Genomic DNA, 16762 nt, shown 5'->3' on the forward strand with positions numbered 1-16762 from the left:
GCGCAGGATCTCGTCGGCCAGGTAGGTGTAGTCGGGGCTCGCGTCGAACCCGCCGCTGACGTTGAGCCACTCGACGAGCACGGTGCCGTTGAAGTCCGCGGCCGGTGGGCGCCGGACGACGACCCGGGTCGCGTAGGGCTCCTCGAAGGCGGTGCCGAGGTCCCACCTCCCGTCGGTCGGCAGGTCGCCGTCGCTGGTGTACGTCGTCGCGGTGCCGGACACCGCCAGCTCCTCCTCGACCCAGCCCTCGGGTAGGGAGGGCAGCTCTTCCGAGCTGGCCAGGAACATGCCGTCGCCGCCGTCGAGCGGGCGGACCCGCAACCCGGACCCGTCGCCGTCGGGCGGCTCGGACGAGTCGGCCGAGCACGAGCAGACCAGGACCAGCACCAGAAGGGGCAGCACGGCACGGCGGAGCACGGAGTCAACGTAGACGCAGCGGACCGAAACTAGAACTCGTTACAGTCCTGCCCGTGAAGACCTACGTCGTCAGCGGCGGAGCCTCCGGTATCGGCGCCGCCACCACCGCCCGGCTCCGCGACGACGGCCACCGGGTGGTCACCGTGGACCTGCGCGACGCGGACGTCGTCGCCGACCTGGCCACGGAGGCCGGGCGGGCCGCGGCGATCGCCGGCGTCCAGGACCTCGTCGGGCCCGACGGCGCCGTGCACGGCCTGGTGCCGGCGGCCGGCATCGGCGGGTTCACCGGCGTCGACCCGGCGCTGCTCATGTCGGTCAACTACTTCGGCGCGATCGCCCTGGTCGAGGGTCTCCGGCCCCAGCTGGCGGCGGCCCGGCAGACGGGGGCGGGCGCGGCGGTCGTCTTCCTGGCCTCGAACTCGATCACCGGCCAGCCCGGCTGGGACTCCGGGGTGGCGGGCCTCTGCCTGCGCGGCGACGAGGCCGCCGTCCGGGAGGCCGCGTCCAGCACCGAGGCGGTGATGGTCTACCCCGCCAGCAAGGCCGCGCTGGCCTGGTGGGCGCGCCGCGAGGGCGTCAAGCCGGAGTGGATCGGCGCCGGCATCCGGATGAACTCGGTGGCCCCCGGCAAGATCGCCACCCCCATGGTCGACCAGCTGATGGCCGACCCGGTCTTCGGACCGCTGTCCGAGTCCTACCCGAGCGCCATCGGTCGCGACGGCCGCCCAGAGGAGGTCGCGGCCGCCATCGCCTTCCTGCTCTCCGACGAGGCGTCGCTCATCGTGGGCTCGGTCCTCTACGTCGACGGCGGGACCGACGCGATCCTGCACCCGGTGTCCCCCGAAGGCTGGGACGTCGCCCCGCTGGAGCCGTCCTGAGCCGGGAGGTCGAGCAGCAGAACCGGCGCATGCTCCGAGCCCGGGACGCGATGGACCGGCGGTTCGCCGAGCCGCTGGACATCCCCGCCCTGGCGCGGATCGCCCACGTCTCGGAGGCGCACTTCATCCGCACCTTCCGCGCGACGTTCGGCGAGACCCCGCACCGCTACCTCCAGCGTCGCCGGGTCGAGTGGGCGATGGCGATGCTGTGCTCCACGGACCGGTCGATCACCGACATCTGCATGTCGGTCGGTTTCTCCAGCCTGGGCACCTTCAGCCGCACCTTCCGCGACGTCGTCGGGCAGCCGCCGTCCCAGTACCGCGCGACGACCCCGCGGGTCGATCGGGTGCCGACCCACTTCTCGATGGCCTGGACCCGGCCACGCTGAGTCGAGGTCGAGCAGTTTCGGAGAAGGTCGTGGCCGCCCGAGCACCTAGCGTCGTCGGCGACCGCTCCAGCCCACGACCACGACGTCCCGAGCGGACCTCCATGTTCACCAGCATCAACGTCTCCCAGATCTTCGTCCTCGACCAGGACGAGGCGCTCGACTTCTACGTCGGCAAGCTCGGCCTCGAGGTCCACAGCGACGTCGACATGGGCTTCATGCGGTGGCTCACCGTCAACGTGCCGGGACACAAGGACCGCCAGATCCTGCTCGAGCGACCCGGCCCGCCCTCGATGGACGAGGAGACCGCGGCCCAGGTGCGCGAGCTGATCAGCAAGGGGGTCATGGGCGGCTGGGTCGGTTTCGTGACCGACGACTGCCAGGCGACGTACGACGAGCTGTCGGCTCGGGGCGTCGAGTTCACCGACGGCCCCAACGAGCAGCCGTACGGCATCGACGCCGGCATCCGTGACCCGTTCGGCAACAAGCTCCGGTTCGTCCAGCACCGGGCCTGACGCGGGAGGGCCCTGGCCCGTTCGGGTCCGCCGTGGGGGGCCCGAACGGGTCATGGGCGACAGCCCCCTTCACCGCTTACGGTCTCCTCACCCGAAGGGATGAGGAGAGCCGATGGCCCACCGCGACCTGGCGGACCTCGAGCTGCGTGCTCTGGCGTTCGTCGACGAGCGAGAGCTGGTGCGTGACCTGGTCGACCTCGTCGCGGTGCCCTCCATCAGCGGCTCCGCGGCCGAGGCCGACATCCAGCACCGGCTGGCCAAGCAGCTGCGCCGGCTCGACCTGGACGTCGACCTGTGGCCCATCGACCTCGACCGGGTCACGGCGGACCCGGACTTCCCCGGCTGGGAGGTCGAGCGGTCCGAGTCGTGGGGGCTCGTGGCCGGACCGGACCTGACCGCGGGCGGCCCTGAGATGCCACCTGCGCTCGTGCTCCAGGGACACGTGGACGTGGTCCCGCCCGGCGACCTCAGCCGGTGGTCGGGCGAGCCCTTCCTCCCCCGGGTCACCGGCGACCGGGTGCACGGGCGCGGCACCGTCGACATGAAGGCGGGGGTCGTCGCGTCGCTCGCCGCCGTCCGCGCCGTGCGGGCGGCAGGCATCCAGCTCGAGCGGGACTACGCCCTGCACCTCGTGGTCGGCGAGGAGGACGGCGGGCTCGGCGCCTTCGCCACCTTGCGCCGGGGCCACCGCGGCGAGGTCTGCGTGATCGCCGAGCCCACCTCCGGGACGGTCACCACCGCGAACGCCGGCGCCCTCACGTTCGAGATCTCCGTCCCGGGCTCGGCCACGCACGGGAGCACCAGGTACGCCGGGGTGAGTGCCTTCGAGGCGTTCCTCCCGGTCAACGCGGCGCTGGCGGGGCTGGAGGCGCGCCGCAACGCCGCGGTCGACCCGTTGATGCGGGAGTACCCGGTGGCCTACCCGCTCTCGATCGGCCGGGTCCGCTGCGGGGACTGGGCCAGCAGCGTGCCCGACCTCCTGGTCGCCGAGGGCCGGCTCGGCGTCGCGCTGGACGAGGACCCGGACGACGCCCGCGCCGAGCTCGAGCACGTGGTGGCCGACGTCGCCGCCGCCCACCCGTGGCTCCGCGACCACCCGCCCACGGTCACCTGGTCCGGGGGGCAGTTCGCGAGCGGCCGGTACAACGACGACCGGTACGCGGGCGACCACGGGCGGCTCCTCGAGACGGTGCGGTCGGCGCACGCGGACGTCACGGTCGGACCGCCGCCGCGCGAACGCGGGGCGCCGTACGGCAGCGACCTGCGGCTCTACGCCCAGGCAGGGATCCCCACGCTGCACTACGGCCCCGGCGACGTCCGCCTCGCGCACGGCCCGGACGAGTCGGTGGCCGTCTCCGAGCTGGTGACGGTGACCGAGGCCCTGGTGCTGACCCTGCTGCGGACCTGCGGCGCGCACGTCTAGCGGGTGTGGCTCACGTCGTCCAGGCGTGAGGGCCCTCGCCGGACAGGGCCGCGAGGAAAAGAAACGTACGTACGTTTCTTATTCCGGGGCGTCCCTCGCGTGAGGCACGGCTCTCCTGTGGAGAACCTGCCACCGATGCACCCGGCCAGGGGGTGGTCGGTGCTCGGCTGGGCACATGCCCCGCCGCCCCGACTCCTGCGACCGCGGCGACGTGCTGACCGACGGCGTCATGGCCTGCGACCGAGGAGGACGTCGAGGACTGCCACGTCTGGTTCGCGTTCTGCGACCTGGCGACGACCGACCCCGTCCTGGCCGAGTGCGTCGCCCACCAGCGCGCGGAGGAGCGCCCGGGGACCCGACGCCAGAGACCCGGGAGACGTCAGAACAGCATGGCCGTAGCCGGGTCCTCCAGGACGCCGGCCACGTCGGCAAGGAACCGCGAGCCCTTCTCGCCGTCGATGTGCCGGTGGTCGAAGGACAGCGCCAGCGTGGTGACCTGACGGACCTCGATCTGGTCCTCACCATCGACGTCGACCACCCACGGCTGCTTCTTGACCGCGCCGAAGCACAGGATCGCGGACTCACCGGGGTTGATGATGGGCGTGCCCGCGTCGACGCCGAAGACGCCGACGTTGGTGATGGTGAACGTCCCGCCGCTCATCTCCGCCGGCTGGGTCCGGCCCTCGCGGGCGACCGCGGCCAGGTCGTTCAGGGCCGTGGCCAGCTCGAGCAGCGACAGGTCCTGGGCGTCCTTGACGTTGGGCACCACCAGGCCGCGCGGGGTGGCGGCCGCGATACCGAGGTTGACGTAGTGCTTGAGCACGACCTCGCCGGCCGCCTCGTCCCAGAACGAGTTGATCTCGGGCGTACGTCGCATCGCCAGGATGCTCGCCCGGGCCAGGACCAGCAGCGGGGACACCTTGACGTCCCGGAACTCGCGCCTCTTCTTCAGCCGGTCGACGAGCTCCATGGTGCGGGTGGCGTCGATGGTCACCCACTCGGTGACGTGCGGTGCCGTGAACGCGCTCTGCGTCATCGCGCCGGCCATCATCTTGCGGACGCCCTTGATCGGCTCGCGCGTCTCCCGAGCCCCACCGGTCCCGCTGGTTGAGGAAGGCGCGCCAGCGCCTGTCTCGAAACCAGATGAGCCGGCGCTGGAACTCGATCCCTCCACGTCCGCCCGCGTCACGGTCCCGTCGGGCCCGGTCGGCGTGACCGTGGCCAGGTCCACGCCGAGGTCCTTGGCGAGCTTGCGCACCGGGGGCTTGGCGAGCACCCGGGTCTCCGCCGGGGTGACCGCCGCCGGCGGCGACGGGGGCATCTCCGGAGCACCGCCTCGCTGCTCCTCGGCGTCGGCGAGCACGGTGTCGACGATCCGCTCGACCTTCTCGTGCTGGGCCGGAGCGCCCGGGTTGAAGACGTCGTGGACGTCGGCGCGCGCCGTGAGGACCCCGGCGACCTCCAGACCGGGCTTGCGCCGGGGCCGCCGGGTCGGGCCGCGGTCGGCCTTGTTGCGGCCGACCAGGCTCTCGCCCTCGCCGCCACCGGAGGCGGCCGGGTTGGACAGGTCGATCTCCATCTCCGACTCGGTGGTGGAGCCGCCGCGAGGACCGGGGCGTTCCGAGACCTCGGACGGGTCGCCCACCGCGATGATCGGCGTGCCGACCGCGACGGTCGTGCCCTCCTCGACGAGGATCGCGGTCACCGTGCCGGCGTACGGCGAGGGCAGCTCGACCAGCGACTTGGCGGTCTCGATCTCGACGACGATGTCGTTGACGGCGATCACGTCGCCGACCTTGACCTTCCAGGCCACGATCTCGGCCTCGGTCAGACCCTCACCGACATCGGGAAGCAGGTACTCGGCCATGGCTCAGAACTCCAGGGATCGGTCGACGGCGTCCAGGACCCGGTCGAGGTCGGGGAGGAAGTCCTCCTCGATCCGGGACGCCGGGTAGGGCGTGTCGAAGCCACCGACGCGAAGCACCGGAGCCTCCAAGGAGTAGAAGCACTCCTCGGTGATCCGCGCGGCGAGCTCGGCGCCCATGCCCAGGTTGACGTGCGCCTCGTGGACGACGATGGCTCGGCCGGTGCGGCGCACGGAGTCGAGCACCGGCGCCATGTCGAGCGGCGAGAGGGTGCGCAGGTCGATGACCTCCAGGGACCGCCCCTCGCCGGACGCGGCCTCGGCCGCCTTGAGGGCCGTCTTCACCGTCGGCCCGTAGGCGAGCACGGTGACATCGCCGCCCTGGCGCACCACGCGCGAGGTGAACAGCGGTTCCGGCGTGACCGTGTCGTCGAGCTCGGCCTTGTCGGCGTGGTACTGCCGCTTGGGCTCCAGGAAGATCACCGGGTCGTCGCAGGCGATGGCCTGCTGGATCATCCAGTAGCCGTCGACCGGGTTGGAGCAGGCGACGACCTTGAGGCCGGGGGTGTGCGCGAACTGCGCCTCCGGCGACTCGCTGTGGTGCTCGACCGCCCCGATGCCGCCACCGAACGGGATCCGGATGACGATCGGCATCGGGACCCGGCCCTTGCTCCGGTAGCGGATCTTCGCGACCTGGCAGACGATCTGGTCGTAGGCCGGGTAGACGAAGCCGTCGAACTGGATCTCGACGACCGGCCGGTAGCCCCGCATGGCCATGCCGACCGCCGTGCCGACGATGCCCGACTCGGCGAGAGGGCTGTCGATGACCCGGTCCTCGCCGAAGTCCTTCTGCAGCCCGTCGGTGATCCGGAAGACGCCGCCGAGCTTGCCGACGTCCTCGCCCATGATCAGCACCTTGGGGTCGGCCTCCATGGCCTTCCGCAGGCCCATGTTGAGGCCCTTCGCGAGGGTGATCTTCTGAGCTTTCTCCTGGGCGGCCATCAGCGCGCTCCCTCGAAGCTGTCGAGGTAGGCGGCGAACCCGTCGCGCTGCGCGCCGAGCTCGTCGGTCATCTCGGCGTAGACGTTGTCGAACATGCTCATGGGCTGCGGGTCGGGCAGCGCCTTGCAGCCCTCGCGGAGCGTGGCTCCGAGCTCGTCCGCCTCGGCGGCGACATCGGCGAAGAAGTCCGCGTCGGCCAGGCCGTTGCGCTTCACGTAGGCCTCGACCCGGGCGATCGGGTCCTTGAGCTTCCAGCTCTCGACGTCGCCGGAGAGCCGGTAGCGGGTCGGGTCGTCGGTCGTGGTGTGGGCGCCCATCCGGTAGGTGTAGGCCTCCACGAAGGTCGGGCCCTGCCCGTCGCGGGCCCGCTGCAGCGCGGCCTGCGTGACGGCGTACGTCGCGAGCACGTCGTTGCCGTCGACGCGGACACCCGGGAAGCCGAACCCGAGCGCGCGCTGGTAGAGCGGGATCCGGCTCTGGCGCTCGATCGGCTCGGAGATCGCCCACTGGTTGTTCTGGCAGAAGAACACGACCGGGGCGTTGTAGGACGCGGCGAAGATGAACGCCTCGTTGACGTCGCCCTGGCTGGAGGCACCGTCCCCGAAGTGCGCGACGACGGCCGCGTCGCGGTCGGGGTCGCCGGTGCCGACGACGCCGTCGCGCTGCATGCCCATCGCGTAGCCGGTCGCGTGCAGGCACTGGGCGCCGATGACGATCGTGTAGAGGCCGAAGTTGTAGTCGGCCGGGTCCCAGTTGCCGTGGTCGACGCCGCGGAAGAGCCCGAGCAGCTTCAGCGGGTCGAGCCCGCGGCACCAGGCGACGCCGTGCTCGCGGTAGGTCGGGAACACGAAGTCCTGTGGCCGGAGTGCCCGGCCGGCGCCGACCTGGGCGGCCTCCTGGCCGAGGAGCTGGGCCCAGATGCCGAGCTCGCCGTGCCGCTGGAGCGCGGTGGCCTCGGTGTCGAGGCGTCGGACGAGCACCATGTCGCGGTAGAAGCCGCGCAGCTGCTCGGCGGAGAAGTCGAGGTCGAACTGTTCAAGACCAGGTGGCAGGTGGTGCACCCGCTCACCCTCGGGCGTCAGGAGCTGGACGAGCTCGGGGCCGCCGTCGCTCTGGGAGGGGCCGAATACCTCGGCCAGGTCGGGACCGAAGGGGTTCATGGCGCTGTGCTCATTCGTCGGGCTCCTTCGCAGTCGCGGCCGTGCGGGGTCTCCGCGTGCCGGGCTCCGTCAGTGGTCGAGTCACCTCGGGCCCGGTCACGTCTCCGCAGGGGTGGTGCGGGGCTGTGAGCCGGGCCACATCCGTCGGCGCCAATGTATCGGGCCCTCGGGTGCGGCGCGAAACGCCCCGGGACCCCGGGTGAATTTGCGCGGTTCTGCCGCCGCCGGGCGGCGGATGTGCCTACGGTTGGGTACTGGTCCAGACACTCTCGGGGGGTGCTGACCGGCGGAGCCACCGCCGGAGGACAAGGGCACCGACACATGGGTTTGCACACAGGGCTGCAGCGTCCGGCCCGCCTGGAACGCCGGCGTTCGGATCGCCCGGACGGCCGGGAGCCGCGCGACCCCTCGCGCGAGGAGCGGCGCCAGCGAGCCGTGGACTCGCTCGGTCTGGGCGAGGACCAGCGCCACGAGCGGTTCGACCGGATCACCCGGGTCGCGCAGACCCTGCTCGGGGCGCAGATGAGCACCATCACCGTCCTGGACCGCGACCGGGCCTGCTACCCGGGCGCCGCCGGCTACGACGGGAGCCCCCTGCCCCGCGACCAGACGTTCTGCGCGACCACGACCAGCGAGGACCGGCTCACCGTCGTCGCGGACGCGCGGCTGGACCCGCGGTTCGCCGACCTCCAGCTCGTCCGGCAGGGGGCGGTCCGCTTCTACGCCGGCGCGCCGCTGCGCGATCCCGTCGGCAACGTGGTGGGCGTGCTCTGCGTGTTCGACCCGGAGCCGTCCACCCTCGACGGCGAGCGCCGCACCGCCTTCCAGGACCTCGCCGTCTGGGCCGAGCAGGAGCTCACCTCCGCCTCGGACAGCGCCGCCGCCGCCCGCGTGCAGGCCTCGCTGCTGCCTGCCGAGCCGCTGCGGCACCAGGGCTGGGAGGCCGCCGGCGTCTGCGTCCCCGCGCTCGCGGTGGGCGGGGACTTCTACGACTACGGCGTCGGCCGGGGCGTCCTGCACCTGGGCCTCGGGGACGTCATGGGCAAGGGCACGGGTGCGGCCCTGGTGGGCGCGGGCATCCGCGCCGGGGTCCGGGCGGCCCACTTCGACGTGGTCGCCGGCGCGGACCTCGGGCAGACGGCGACCCGGGTCGCGCTCACCCTCGCCAACGACCTCGAGCGGGCCGGCTCGTTCGCGGCCCTGTTCGAGGCCGCCATCGACCTCACCACGGGCGACGTCCGCTACGTCGACGCGGGGCTGGGGCTGGCCGTCGCGGTGCGCACCGACGGCCGCGTCGACCGGCTGACCAGCACCGACCGGCCGTTCGGGATCCTGCCGGGCGACACCTGGGCCCAGCACCGGGCCAGGCTCGAGCCGGGCGACCTGCTGGTCGTGTTCAGCGACGGCCTGCTCGACCTGCTCGACGACCCCGTCGCCTGGTGGGAGCCCGTGGGCGCGCTCGCCGCCGGCTCCGGCGGCGTGGAGGGGCTGCTGCGGCGGATCGCCGGGATGACCCGGGACGGGCTCCCCCTCGACGACGTCACCGCCCTCGTCGTACGCCGGGGGGACGAGTCGTGACGAAGCGGCTCCTGCTGATCCGGTTCGTGGTCCTCGTGACCGCGCTGCTCGGGATCAACTACGTCGCCTGGCGCTGGCTGTTCTCGGTGCACTGGTCGGCCTGGTGGATCGCGGTGCCGCTCGTGGTCGCCGAGACCTACAGCCTCGTCGACTCGCTGCTCTTCGGGATGACCGTGTGGCGCGCGAAGGGCCGGGGCGAGCCACCGGCGCCGCTGCCCGACCGCACCGTCGACGTCTTCATCACCACCTACAACGAGCCCGTGGAGATGGTCATGCGGACCGCCCGGGCCGCGAAGGCGATCCGCTACCCGCACCAGACCTGGGTGCTCGACGACGGCGACCGAGCGGAGATGCGGGCCGCGTGCGAGGCCGAGGGCATCGGCTGGGTCACCCGGGCCGCCCACTGGGAGGGCCGGCCCCGGCACGCCAAGGCCGGCAACCTCAACAACGCCCTGCTCGCCACCGAGGGCGAGTTCCTGCTGATCCTCGACGCCGACCAGGTGCCCTCGCCGGAAATCCTGGACCGCACGCTCGGCTACTTCGAGGACGAGCGGATGGCGCTGGTCCAGACGCCGCAGTGGTTCGAGAACGTGCCGCCGAGCGATCCGCTCGGCAGCCAGGCACCCCTCTTCTACGGACCCATCCAGCAGGGCAAGGACGGGTGGAACGCGGCCTTCTTCTGCGGGTCCAACGCCGTCATCCGCCGCGAGGCGCTCATGCAGCTCGGCATCACCGGGTACGTCGGCGAGGTCGAGGTGGGCGTGCACCGGGCCCTGCGCACCGCCAGGCGGGTGGTCACCCGGGCCCGCCGGCAGCTCGGGCCGGACCAGGCGGACGTGCGGGCCGGGCTCGACACCATCCTCCAGGACCTCGGCCGGGCTCGCCGTGAGCTGGCCCAGGGCGAGGCCCTGTTCGACGTCACCTACCGGTTCCAGCGCCGGGTCGACGAGGTGCACCGCCGGCTCGTCGCGGCCGACCTGACCGCGGTCCGCGAGGACCTGTCGGCCATCGCCGAGCTCGAGGGCATCGGCGCGGGTCCGGACGCGCGCCTGGCCACCGTCGACGACGAGGCGCTCGACCGGATCGCCTCCCGCGAGTGGTCGCCGCTCGGCGCCATCGAGACGGTCCAGGCGCTGGTGGACGCCGTCGACGTCGGGCGTGCGGACGAGGCGCAGCCCGTCATGCCGCTGGCCACCATCTCGGTCACCGAGGACATGGCGACGTGCATGCGGCTGCACGGCCTCGGCTGGCGCACGGCGTACGTCGACGAGGTCCTCGCCCACGGCCTGGCACCCGAGGACGTGGAGACCATGCTCACCCAGCGCCTCCGCTGGGCGCAGGGGACCATGCAGGTCTTCTTCCGCGAGAACCCGCTGCTCCAGCGGGGCCTGACGTGGCCGCAGCGGCTCATGTACTTCTCCACGATGTGGAGCTACCTCTCCGGGTTCGCCGCCGTCGTCTACATCGCCGCACCGGTGGTCTACCTGACGCTGGGGGTCCTGCCGGTCGATGCCTGGAGCGGCGAGTTCTTCCTGAGACTGATCCCCTTCCTGGTCGTCAACCAGCTGCTCTTCTGGCTGGTCGCCGACGGCCGCCCCACGTGGCGCGGCCAGCAGTACTCCCTCGCGCTGTTCCCCACCTGGATCAAGGCCGTCACGTCGGCCTTCGCCAACGTCTACCTCGGCCGGCCGCTCGGTTTCGCCGTCACGCCGAAGACCCGGCGCGAGCAGGAGGGCGGACGGCCCTGGCGGCTCGTCCGGCCCCAGCTCGTCGCGATGGTCGTCCTGGTGCTCGCCGTCATCGCGGGTGTCGTCCGGCTGGAGGCCTTCGACGAGGGCAGTCCGCTCGGGGTCTACGCGAACCTGTTCTGGGTCTGCTTCGACCTCGTGGTCCTCTGGGTCGTGGTCCGCGCGGTGCGCTACCGCGGTCCCGAGACGGATACCGGGGGTGCGGCCGCCCTGGCCGTCGCCACGACCAGCACCCGAGGAGGACCCCCGGCATGATCGAGATCGAGGTCACCACCGACCCGCGCGGCATCGGCGTCGTGGTCCCGCGGGGCCGGCTCAACATGGTGTCGGCGGGCCGGCTGCGTGAGGCCCTGGGCGAGCTGGCCACCGCCGGGACGCACCGGATCGTGGTCGACCTGGCGGAGACGACGTTCCTCGACTCCTCCGGTCTCGGGGCCCTCATCGCCGGCCTCAAGTCCGCGCGCCAGGCAGGCGGCGACCTGCGGGTCGCGCGCCCGACCCGCGAGGTCATGACCGTCTTCGAGCTCACCAACCTCGACAAGGTCCTCCGGCCCCGCGCGGACCCGGAGACGGCCTTCGATGACTGAGGCCCCGGCCTCGGTCACCGTGACGGCCGCGGCGACGCCCGCCGCCCTGGACCTGGTGCAGAACCAGCTGGCCGACCTCTGGAGGAGCAGCCCCGGCGTCTCTGCGAGGGACCGGGCGCGGTTCGAGATGGGCCTGGTCGAGATGGTGGCCAACGTCGTCGAGCACGCCTATCGTCGCGACGACTCCGGCGCCGCCGGGAGCGGTGCCCGCGAGCTGTCGGTGCGCATCACGGTCACGGACGACAGCCTCGAGGCCGAGCTGGGTGACAACGGCATGCCGGTCGAGATCGACCTGAGCGACGTCACCCTGCCCGACCCGGAGGCCGAGTCGGGCCGGGGCCTCGCACTGGCCCTGGCGAGCCTCGACCACCTCGAGCACCGCCGCGACGGGGGCCGCAACGTCTGGGTGCTGCGCTGTGTGCGGGGCCGCGACGCCTGACGGCGCTCAGCCCCGGCCGTGCGGCTCGTCCCAGACCGCCGGGTCGGGACCGGCCGGCACGATGCCGGTCGGGTTGATGTCCTCGTGCACGACGTAGTAGTGCCGCTTGATCTGCTCGAAGTCGGTGTTGTCGCCGAACCCTGGCGTCTGGAACAGGTCACGGGCGTAGCCCCAGAGCGCGGGCATCTCGGTCAGCTTCTGCCGGTTGCACTTGAAGTGGCCGTGGTAGACGGCGTCGAACCGGGCCAGCGTCGTGAACAGCCGGATGTCGGCCTCGGTGATGGCGTCCCCCATCAGGTAGCGCCGCTCGCCCAGGCGCTCCTCGAGCCAGTCCAGGGTCGCCCACAGACGGTCGTACGCCGCCTCGTACTCCTCCTGCGAGCCGGCGAAGCCGCAGCGGTAGACGCCGTTGTTGACCTCCGTGTAGACGCGCTGCATGACCTCGTCCATCTCCTCACGGACGTCGGCCGGCCACAGGTCGGGCGCGTCCGGGCCGTGGTGGTCCTTCCACTCGAAGAAGAGGTCGTGGGTGATCCAGGGGAAGTCGTTGGTGACCACCTGGCCGGTCGGCACGTCGACGACGGCCGGCACGGTGATGCCCTTGTCGTAGTCGGGGAAGCGGGCGAGGTAGGCCTCCTGCAGCCGCTTGATCCCGAGCACAGGGTCGACCTCCCCCGGGTCGAGGTCGAAGCTCCAGCTGCGCTCGTCGTGGGTGGGTCCGCACAGACCCATCGAGATCACATCCTCCAGGCCGAGCAGCTGGCGCACGATGATGGCCCGGGTCGCCCACGGGCAGGCCCGCGCGGCCACCAGCCGGTAGCGCCCCGGCTCGACCGGCCACACCGGGTCGTCCCGCCTGATCCGGTCCGGGATGTAGTCGGTGTCGCGCTCGAAGCCGCCGGCCTGCACGTAGCTGTTCACGGGTGGGCGGTACCCAGCCGGACACGGCACGAGGGCCCGGCGCGTTGCACCGGGCCCTCGTGTCGAATCGTGTCGACGTTCAGCAGGTCACGAGCAGGCGACGTGGCTGCTCGTCACCTCCACGGTCTTGGCCGGCTTGCCGGGCTTGGGCTTCAGCAGCTTGACCTTCGCGGTGACGTCGGCGTCGACGTCGGTCGCGACCGGCAGGCTGTAGGCCTCACCCTTCTTGGGGTTGCCGTCACTGAGGACCTTCTTGTCGTTCACCAGGAAGGTGACCTTGTTGATCTTGTCGACGCGCTTCGCCTTGGTGGTGATGGCCGCCGCGAGCGTGTTGGTGGCGCAGCTGCGGGCACCCAAGGTCACGTACTTCGCACCCTTGCCGGTAGGCGCCGCGGACTGCGATCCGGCCACCGCGAAGGACGCCTCGATCGTCGCCTGGGTCGTGAACGTCCGGTCCGAGGTCCCCTCGAAGTCGATGTCGGTCTCGATGTCGCCGGAGTAGGTGCCTGCCGGCAGGAAGACCGTCTTCGTGGAGCGGTGCTTCAGCTCGTAGGCGTAGTTCTGCTCGTAGCCACCCGTCGTCCGCTCGATCTCGAACTCGGTGTAGGTGTTCCCCGCGGACCGCGACTCGATGGTGAGCCAGCCGGCCTGGGTCACCGTGAAGTCGAACTCGCCGTAGGCGCCGGCACCCGCGTGGATGTCGCACTCCGACGTCGCGAGGGCGGTGTCGATCGTGCCGTTGCCCGACAGCGACATGCTGATGGTGTCGAGGTTGGTCCCGACCGACGTGACCTTGGTGGTGATCGTCGCCGCGGTCGACACGGTGGCGGTGTCGGCCGGGACGGTGTCGTGCTGGATCGTTGCGCTGGCGGAGCCGTTGTAGGTGACGGCCGGGCCGTTCTCGACGACGGGGACGTCGTCCGAGTCCGGCGTCGCGACCTCGGTCTCCGTGCAGCTGCCGGAGTCGTCGTGGGCCCACGCGTAGCCGTCGACCTCGGTCGAGGTGAAGACCGGAGCGGCCTGCGACGGTGTCGAGGTGAGCGTGGCGGCCGAGAGCGCGATCGCGCTGGCGATCGCGAGGCTTCGTACGGGTGCGCGCATGCGAATGGTGTCCTCCGTTGAGCAAGATGATGGATGGGGCTGGGACAATCTAGGGGCTACGTCGCGACCCGGCGGCGATCTCAGGGCTTGTCGGCGCGGCGCAGTGCCCACGGCTGCAGCCGCTCGTAGCCCTTCACTGAGGTCCGCCTCAGCTTGCGGAACCGGAACGGGGAGTCCTCGGACGACAGGCGGTCGTGCGCGCCGTCGTCGACCAGCACCGAACCCGGCCTGGCGATCGACGTGAGCCGCGAGGCGATGTTGACCGTCGGCCCGAGGACGTCGCCGAGCCGGGCCACGACCTCGCCGTACGCCAGCCCTGCGCGGACCGAGGGGAAGTCGTGGTCGTCGTCCCCACCGCGGGTGGTCAGCACCAGCGCCGCTTCGGCCGCGGCCGCCGGGTCGTCGGCCACGAAGAGGACCTCGTCGCCGATGTTCTTGATGACCCGGCCACCGTGGTCCTGCACGACCGCGGAGCACTCGGCCTCGAAGAACTCGATCCACGTGACGAGCTCGGCGTCGGTCAGCTCCTTGCTCCGCGAGGTGAAGCCGACGATGTCCACGAAGGCCACGGCGAGCTGGGTGACGTCCGAGCCGAGGGAGTCGGTGGTCAGCATCCGGCGGGAGGCCTTGGCCAGGTGCTGTCGCCACACGTAGTTCTGCAGCGTCTCCAGCCGCGGCATGACCTCCCCGGTGAGGGCTGCGATCTCCACGACCGGGTCGTCGCGCTCGAGGGCGACCTCGGTGAGCAGGCGGGTCTGCCACTCGGCGAGCCGGGCGAAGCTCCGGCCCCAGGTGCGCACCAGCGCGGCCTGGCGCTCCGGGCTGAGGATGCCCAGCCGCATCAGGTCGTGGCTGTAGCGCAGCGCCTGGACGTCGGCCTCGGTGAACGCGATGTCGTCGTCGTCCTGCTCGGCGAACCCGAGCAGCCGCCACAGCTCGCGGGCCACGTCGAGCGGCACGCCCGCCTGCTCGGCGACCTGCACCCGGGTCAGGTGCGGTGCCTCACCGAGGATCAGCTCCTCGATCGCGTCCAGACCGGCGGAGAGGTCGACCGGGTCGGTCACTGCCCTAGCTCGAGGGGAACCGCTCGGCCGCGGTCCGCTCCAGCGCCTCGTGAAACGCCGGCATCTCGACGTTGAGCTTGTCGAGCTGCTCCTTGGTGAAGTGGATCAGCTCCAGCGGGGTGAGCGCGACGACGGTCGCCGTGCGCAGCGAGTGGTTGACGATCGCGGCCTCACCGATGATGTCGCCCGGGCCGAGCTGCGCCACCTCCTGGCCGTGCGCGCGCACCGATACGGTGCCCTCGAGGATGACGTACGCCTTGTCGGCGCCGGTCCGCTCCGAGATCGGCGCCCACCCCTCGGGGAGGGTGACGTGGGTTCCCGACGCGCTGATCCGCGCGATCTCCTCGGGGGTGAACATCGAGAAGAACGTCTCTGCCATGGGGTTCAGCCTTTCGTCGAGGACCTGCGCCTCCCCAACGCGGAACCCTAGTGCTTGGTCACGCGGTCGGGAGCGGGTCACGCGAGACGGGGCACGACATGCACCGCGGGCCTCCGCGTCCCGAGCCGAGCTCGGAGCCCGCGATCCGGACCACCTCGATGCCGGCGTCCTCGAGCCGGGCGTTGGTCTCGTCGTTGCGCTCGTAGGCCACGGCGACCCGCGGAGCCAGGGCCAGGGTGTTGTTGCCGTCGTCCCACTGCTCGCGCTCCGCGGTCACCGGGTCCAGGCCGGTGTCGATCTGGTGCATCCTGTCGATGCCCATCGCCCGGGCCGCGGCGACGAGGAACGGCTCGGCCTTCCCGACCTCGAGGACCAGGTCACCATCCGCCTCGGCGTCCCCGGTCGGCCGGACGGTGAAGGCGACCAGCGAGTCGGCGACGTTGGGGTAGACGACCATCTTGTCGGTGTCCACCAGCGTGCAGATGGTGTCGAGGTGCATCGTCGCGCGCTCCTGGGCGATCGGCACCGCCAGCACGGTGTGCGCGAGCCGGCCCTGGAAGCACTGCCGGGCGAGCCGCTCGACCCCGGCCGGGGTGGTGCGCTCCCCGACGCCGACCGCGATCACACCCGGCGCCAGGAGCAGCACGTCGCCGCCCTCGACGTGCTCGAGGTGGGCGCCGTGCATCGTCGGCGTGCCCGCGAACCGGGGGTGCCGGGTATAGATCAGCTCGGTCAGCTCGGTCTCCCGCTTGCGGGCGGGCATGGCCAGCGAGGTGATCGCGACCCGGTCCCGCACCCACACCGACGAGTCACGGGTGAACAGCAGGTTGGGAAGCGGGTCGATGAGGAAGTCGTCGGGCGCGAGCATCGAGGTCACCAGCCCGAACCCGCCGCGCACCTCGTCGTTGCGGATCCCGGCGGTGAGGTAGCCGGTCAGCTCGGTGGGCGTCGCGTCGCCGAGCAGGCCCTCCAGGTAGCCGCGCATGGTGTCCCCGAGGTCGAGGTCACCGAGCGCCTCCTCGATCGCGTGCCGGCGTGCGTCCTCCTGCTCCAGGGTCTCGGTCAGCAGGTCGGTCAGGTAGAGGACCTCGACGTCGCGGGCGCGCAGCTCGGCGGCGAACGCGTCGTGCTCGTCCTGGGCCCGGGAGACCCAGGGGATGCCGTCGAAGAGCAGCTTGTCGTTGTTGCGCGGCGTGAGCCGCTTCAGCTCGTGTCCCGGCCGGTGCAGCATGACCGTGCGTAGCCGGCCGACCTCGCTGTCCGCCCCGTGCGGGGGCCTCGCGTCCATGCCGGGAACTGT

At 71.9% G+C, this 16762-nt stretch carries 17 protein-coding genes; 8 read left to right on the top strand and 9 right to left on the bottom strand.

Annotation, left to right across the window (positions count from 1 at the left end; all coding sequences use genetic code 11):
* A partial coding sequence (locus tag JHD21_RS04415; protein WP_292671953.1) for an alpha/beta hydrolase domain-containing protein occupies window positions 1-417 on the bottom strand: 417 nt, incomplete at its 3' end.
* A gap of 53 nt (window positions 418-470) precedes the next feature.
* On the opposite strand from JHD21_RS04415, the gene JHD21_RS04420 reads away from it, so the two are divergent.
* From JHD21_RS04420 to JHD21_RS04435, 4 genes are all read left to right on the top strand, one after another.
* Window positions 471-1295 carry an SDR family oxidoreductase gene (locus JHD21_RS04420; RefSeq protein ID WP_292671955.1) on the top strand — a complete coding sequence of 275 codons (825 nt, stop codon included), beginning with the start codon at window positions 471-473 and terminating at the stop codon, window positions 1293-1295.
* Between the two features lie 29 nt (window positions 1296-1324).
* Window positions 1325-1684 carry an AraC family transcriptional regulator gene (locus JHD21_RS04425; RefSeq protein ID WP_292671957.1) on the top strand — a complete coding sequence of 120 codons (360 nt, stop codon included), beginning with the start codon at window positions 1325-1327 and terminating at the stop codon, window positions 1682-1684.
* A 101-nt stretch (window positions 1685-1785) separates the two neighbouring features.
* Complete coding sequence (locus JHD21_RS04430; protein WP_292671959.1) at window positions 1786-2196, top strand: VOC family protein; 411 nt, start codon at window positions 1786-1788, stop codon at window positions 2194-2196.
* 112 nt (window positions 2197-2308) lie between these two features.
* A complete protein-coding gene (locus JHD21_RS04435) occupies window positions 2309-3619 on the top strand; it encodes an ArgE/DapE family deacylase (protein WP_292671961.1) in 1311 nt (436 codons plus the stop codon).
* 379 nt (window positions 3620-3998) lie between these two features.
* Here JHD21_RS04435 and JHD21_RS04440 read toward each other — a convergent pair whose 3' ends face one another.
* Genes JHD21_RS04440 through pdhA form a run of 3 tightly spaced genes read right to left on the bottom strand, consistent with a single transcriptional unit; the run spans window position 3999 to window position 7645 of the window.
* Window positions 3999-5486, bottom strand: coding sequence for a dihydrolipoamide acetyltransferase family protein (locus JHD21_RS04440; RefSeq protein ID WP_292671963.1), 1488 nt, complete (start codon window positions 5484-5486; stop codon window positions 3999-4001).
* Window positions 5487-5489: 3 nt separating this feature from the next.
* On the bottom strand, window positions 5490-6485 hold the full coding sequence (locus tag JHD21_RS04445; RefSeq protein WP_292671965.1) for an alpha-ketoacid dehydrogenase subunit beta: 996 nt from the start codon (window positions 6483-6485) through the stop codon (window positions 5490-5492).
* Window positions 6485-7645: a pyruvate dehydrogenase (acetyl-transferring) E1 component subunit alpha gene (pdhA, locus tag JHD21_RS04450; protein ID WP_292671966.1), complete on the bottom strand. Its 1161-nt coding sequence runs from the start codon at window positions 7643-7645 to the stop codon at window positions 6485-6487. Before pdhA ends, JHD21_RS04445 begins: the two co-directional genes overlap by 1 nt.
* Before the next feature lie 321 nt (window positions 7646-7966).
* Between pdhA and JHD21_RS04455 the strand changes: the two genes are divergently transcribed.
* From JHD21_RS04455 to JHD21_RS04470, 4 genes are read left to right on the top strand one after another with little or no spacing between them, the layout of a single operon-like run.
* Window positions 7967-9223, top strand: a complete 1257-nt coding sequence (locus tag JHD21_RS04455) for a SpoIIE family protein phosphatase (RefSeq protein ID WP_292671967.1) — start codon at window positions 7967-7969, stop codon at window positions 9221-9223.
* The gene (locus JHD21_RS04460; RefSeq protein ID WP_292671969.1) at window positions 9220-11226 is read left to right on the top strand and encodes a glycosyltransferase; all 2007 of its coding nucleotides are present in this window, start codon (window positions 9220-9222) and stop codon (window positions 11224-11226) included. Before JHD21_RS04455 ends, JHD21_RS04460 begins: the two co-directional genes overlap by 4 nt.
* Complete coding sequence (locus JHD21_RS04465; protein ID WP_292671971.1) at window positions 11223-11558, top strand: STAS domain-containing protein; 336 nt, start codon at window positions 11223-11225, stop codon at window positions 11556-11558. Before JHD21_RS04460 ends, JHD21_RS04465 begins: the two co-directional genes overlap by 4 nt.
* A complete protein-coding gene (locus tag JHD21_RS04470; RefSeq protein WP_292671973.1) occupies window positions 11551-11997 on the top strand; it encodes an ATP-binding protein in 447 nt (148 codons plus the stop codon). Before JHD21_RS04465 ends, JHD21_RS04470 begins: the two co-directional genes overlap by 8 nt.
* Before the next feature lie 6 nt (window positions 11998-12003).
* Here the strand turns inward: JHD21_RS04470 and JHD21_RS04475 are convergent, their stop codons facing one another.
* The 5 genes from JHD21_RS04475 to JHD21_RS04495 form a co-directional block, all read right to left on the bottom strand.
* Window positions 12004-12918, bottom strand: a complete 915-nt coding sequence (locus tag JHD21_RS04475) for a glutathione S-transferase C-terminal domain-containing protein (protein ID WP_292671975.1) — start codon at window positions 12916-12918, stop codon at window positions 12004-12006.
* A gap of 87 nt (window positions 12919-13005) precedes the next feature.
* Window positions 13006-14019: a hypothetical protein gene (locus JHD21_RS04480; RefSeq protein ID WP_292671977.1), complete on the bottom strand. Its 1014-nt coding sequence runs from the start codon at window positions 14017-14019 to the stop codon at window positions 13006-13008.
* Window positions 14020-14099: 80 nt separating this feature from the next.
* Window positions 14100-15083: an adenylate/guanylate cyclase domain-containing protein gene (locus JHD21_RS04485; RefSeq protein WP_292671979.1), complete on the bottom strand. Its 984-nt coding sequence runs from the start codon at window positions 15081-15083 to the stop codon at window positions 14100-14102.
* 4 nt (window positions 15084-15087) lie between these two features.
* The gene (locus JHD21_RS04490; protein WP_292671981.1) at window positions 15088-15462 is read right to left on the bottom strand and encodes a cyclic nucleotide-binding domain-containing protein; all 375 of its coding nucleotides are present in this window, start codon (window positions 15460-15462) and stop codon (window positions 15088-15090) included.
* A gap of 58 nt (window positions 15463-15520) precedes the next feature.
* The gene (locus JHD21_RS04495) at window positions 15521-16750 is read right to left on the bottom strand and encodes an arginine deiminase (RefSeq protein WP_292671983.1); all 1230 of its coding nucleotides are present in this window, start codon (window positions 16748-16750) and stop codon (window positions 15521-15523) included.
* Between the last annotated feature and the right edge of the window lie 12 nt (window positions 16751-16762).

It is taken from the genome of Nocardioides sp. (assembly GCF_016462705.1).
GTDB lineage: Bacteria > Actinomycetota > Actinomycetes > Propionibacteriales > Nocardioidaceae > Nocardioides.

Coding starts and splice junctions, on each gene's coding strand:
- JHD21_RS04435 (WP_292671961.1), top strand. CDS start 2,309: ATGGCCCACCGCGACCTGGCGGACCTCGAGCTGCGTGCTCTGGCGTTC.
- JHD21_RS04440 (WP_292671963.1), bottom strand. CDS start 5,486: ATGGCCGAGTACCTGCTTCCCGATGTCGGTGAGGGTCTGACCGAGGCC.
- pdhA (WP_292671966.1), bottom strand. CDS start 7,645: ATGAACCCCTTCGGTCCCGACCTGGCCGAGGTATTCGGCCCCTCCCAG.
- JHD21_RS04490 (WP_292671981.1), bottom strand. CDS start 15,462: ATGGCAGAGACGTTCTTCTCGATGTTCACCCCCGAGGAGATCGCGCGG.
- JHD21_RS04465 (WP_292671971.1), top strand. CDS start 11,223: ATGATCGAGATCGAGGTCACCACCGACCCGCGCGGCATCGGCGTCGTG.
- JHD21_RS04445 (WP_292671965.1), bottom strand. CDS start 6,485: ATGGCCGCCCAGGAGAAAGCTCAGAAGATCACCCTCGCGAAGGGCCTC.
- JHD21_RS04495 (WP_292671983.1), bottom strand. CDS start 16,750: ATGGACGCGAGGCCCCCGCACGGGGCGGACAGCGAGGTCGGCCGGCTA.
- JHD21_RS04470 (WP_292671973.1), top strand. CDS start 11,551: ATGACTGAGGCCCCGGCCTCGGTCACCGTGACGGCCGCGGCGACGCCC.
- JHD21_RS04425 (WP_292671957.1), top strand. CDS start 1,325: ATGCTCCGAGCCCGGGACGCGATGGACCGGCGGTTCGCCGAGCCGCTG.
- JHD21_RS04480 (WP_292671977.1), bottom strand. CDS start 14,019: ATGCGCGCACCCGTACGAAGCCTCGCGATCGCCAGCGCGATCGCGCTC.
- JHD21_RS04455 (WP_292671967.1), top strand. CDS start 7,967: ATGGGTTTGCACACAGGGCTGCAGCGTCCGGCCCGCCTGGAACGCCGG.
- JHD21_RS04430 (WP_292671959.1), top strand. CDS start 1,786: ATGTTCACCAGCATCAACGTCTCCCAGATCTTCGTCCTCGACCAGGAC.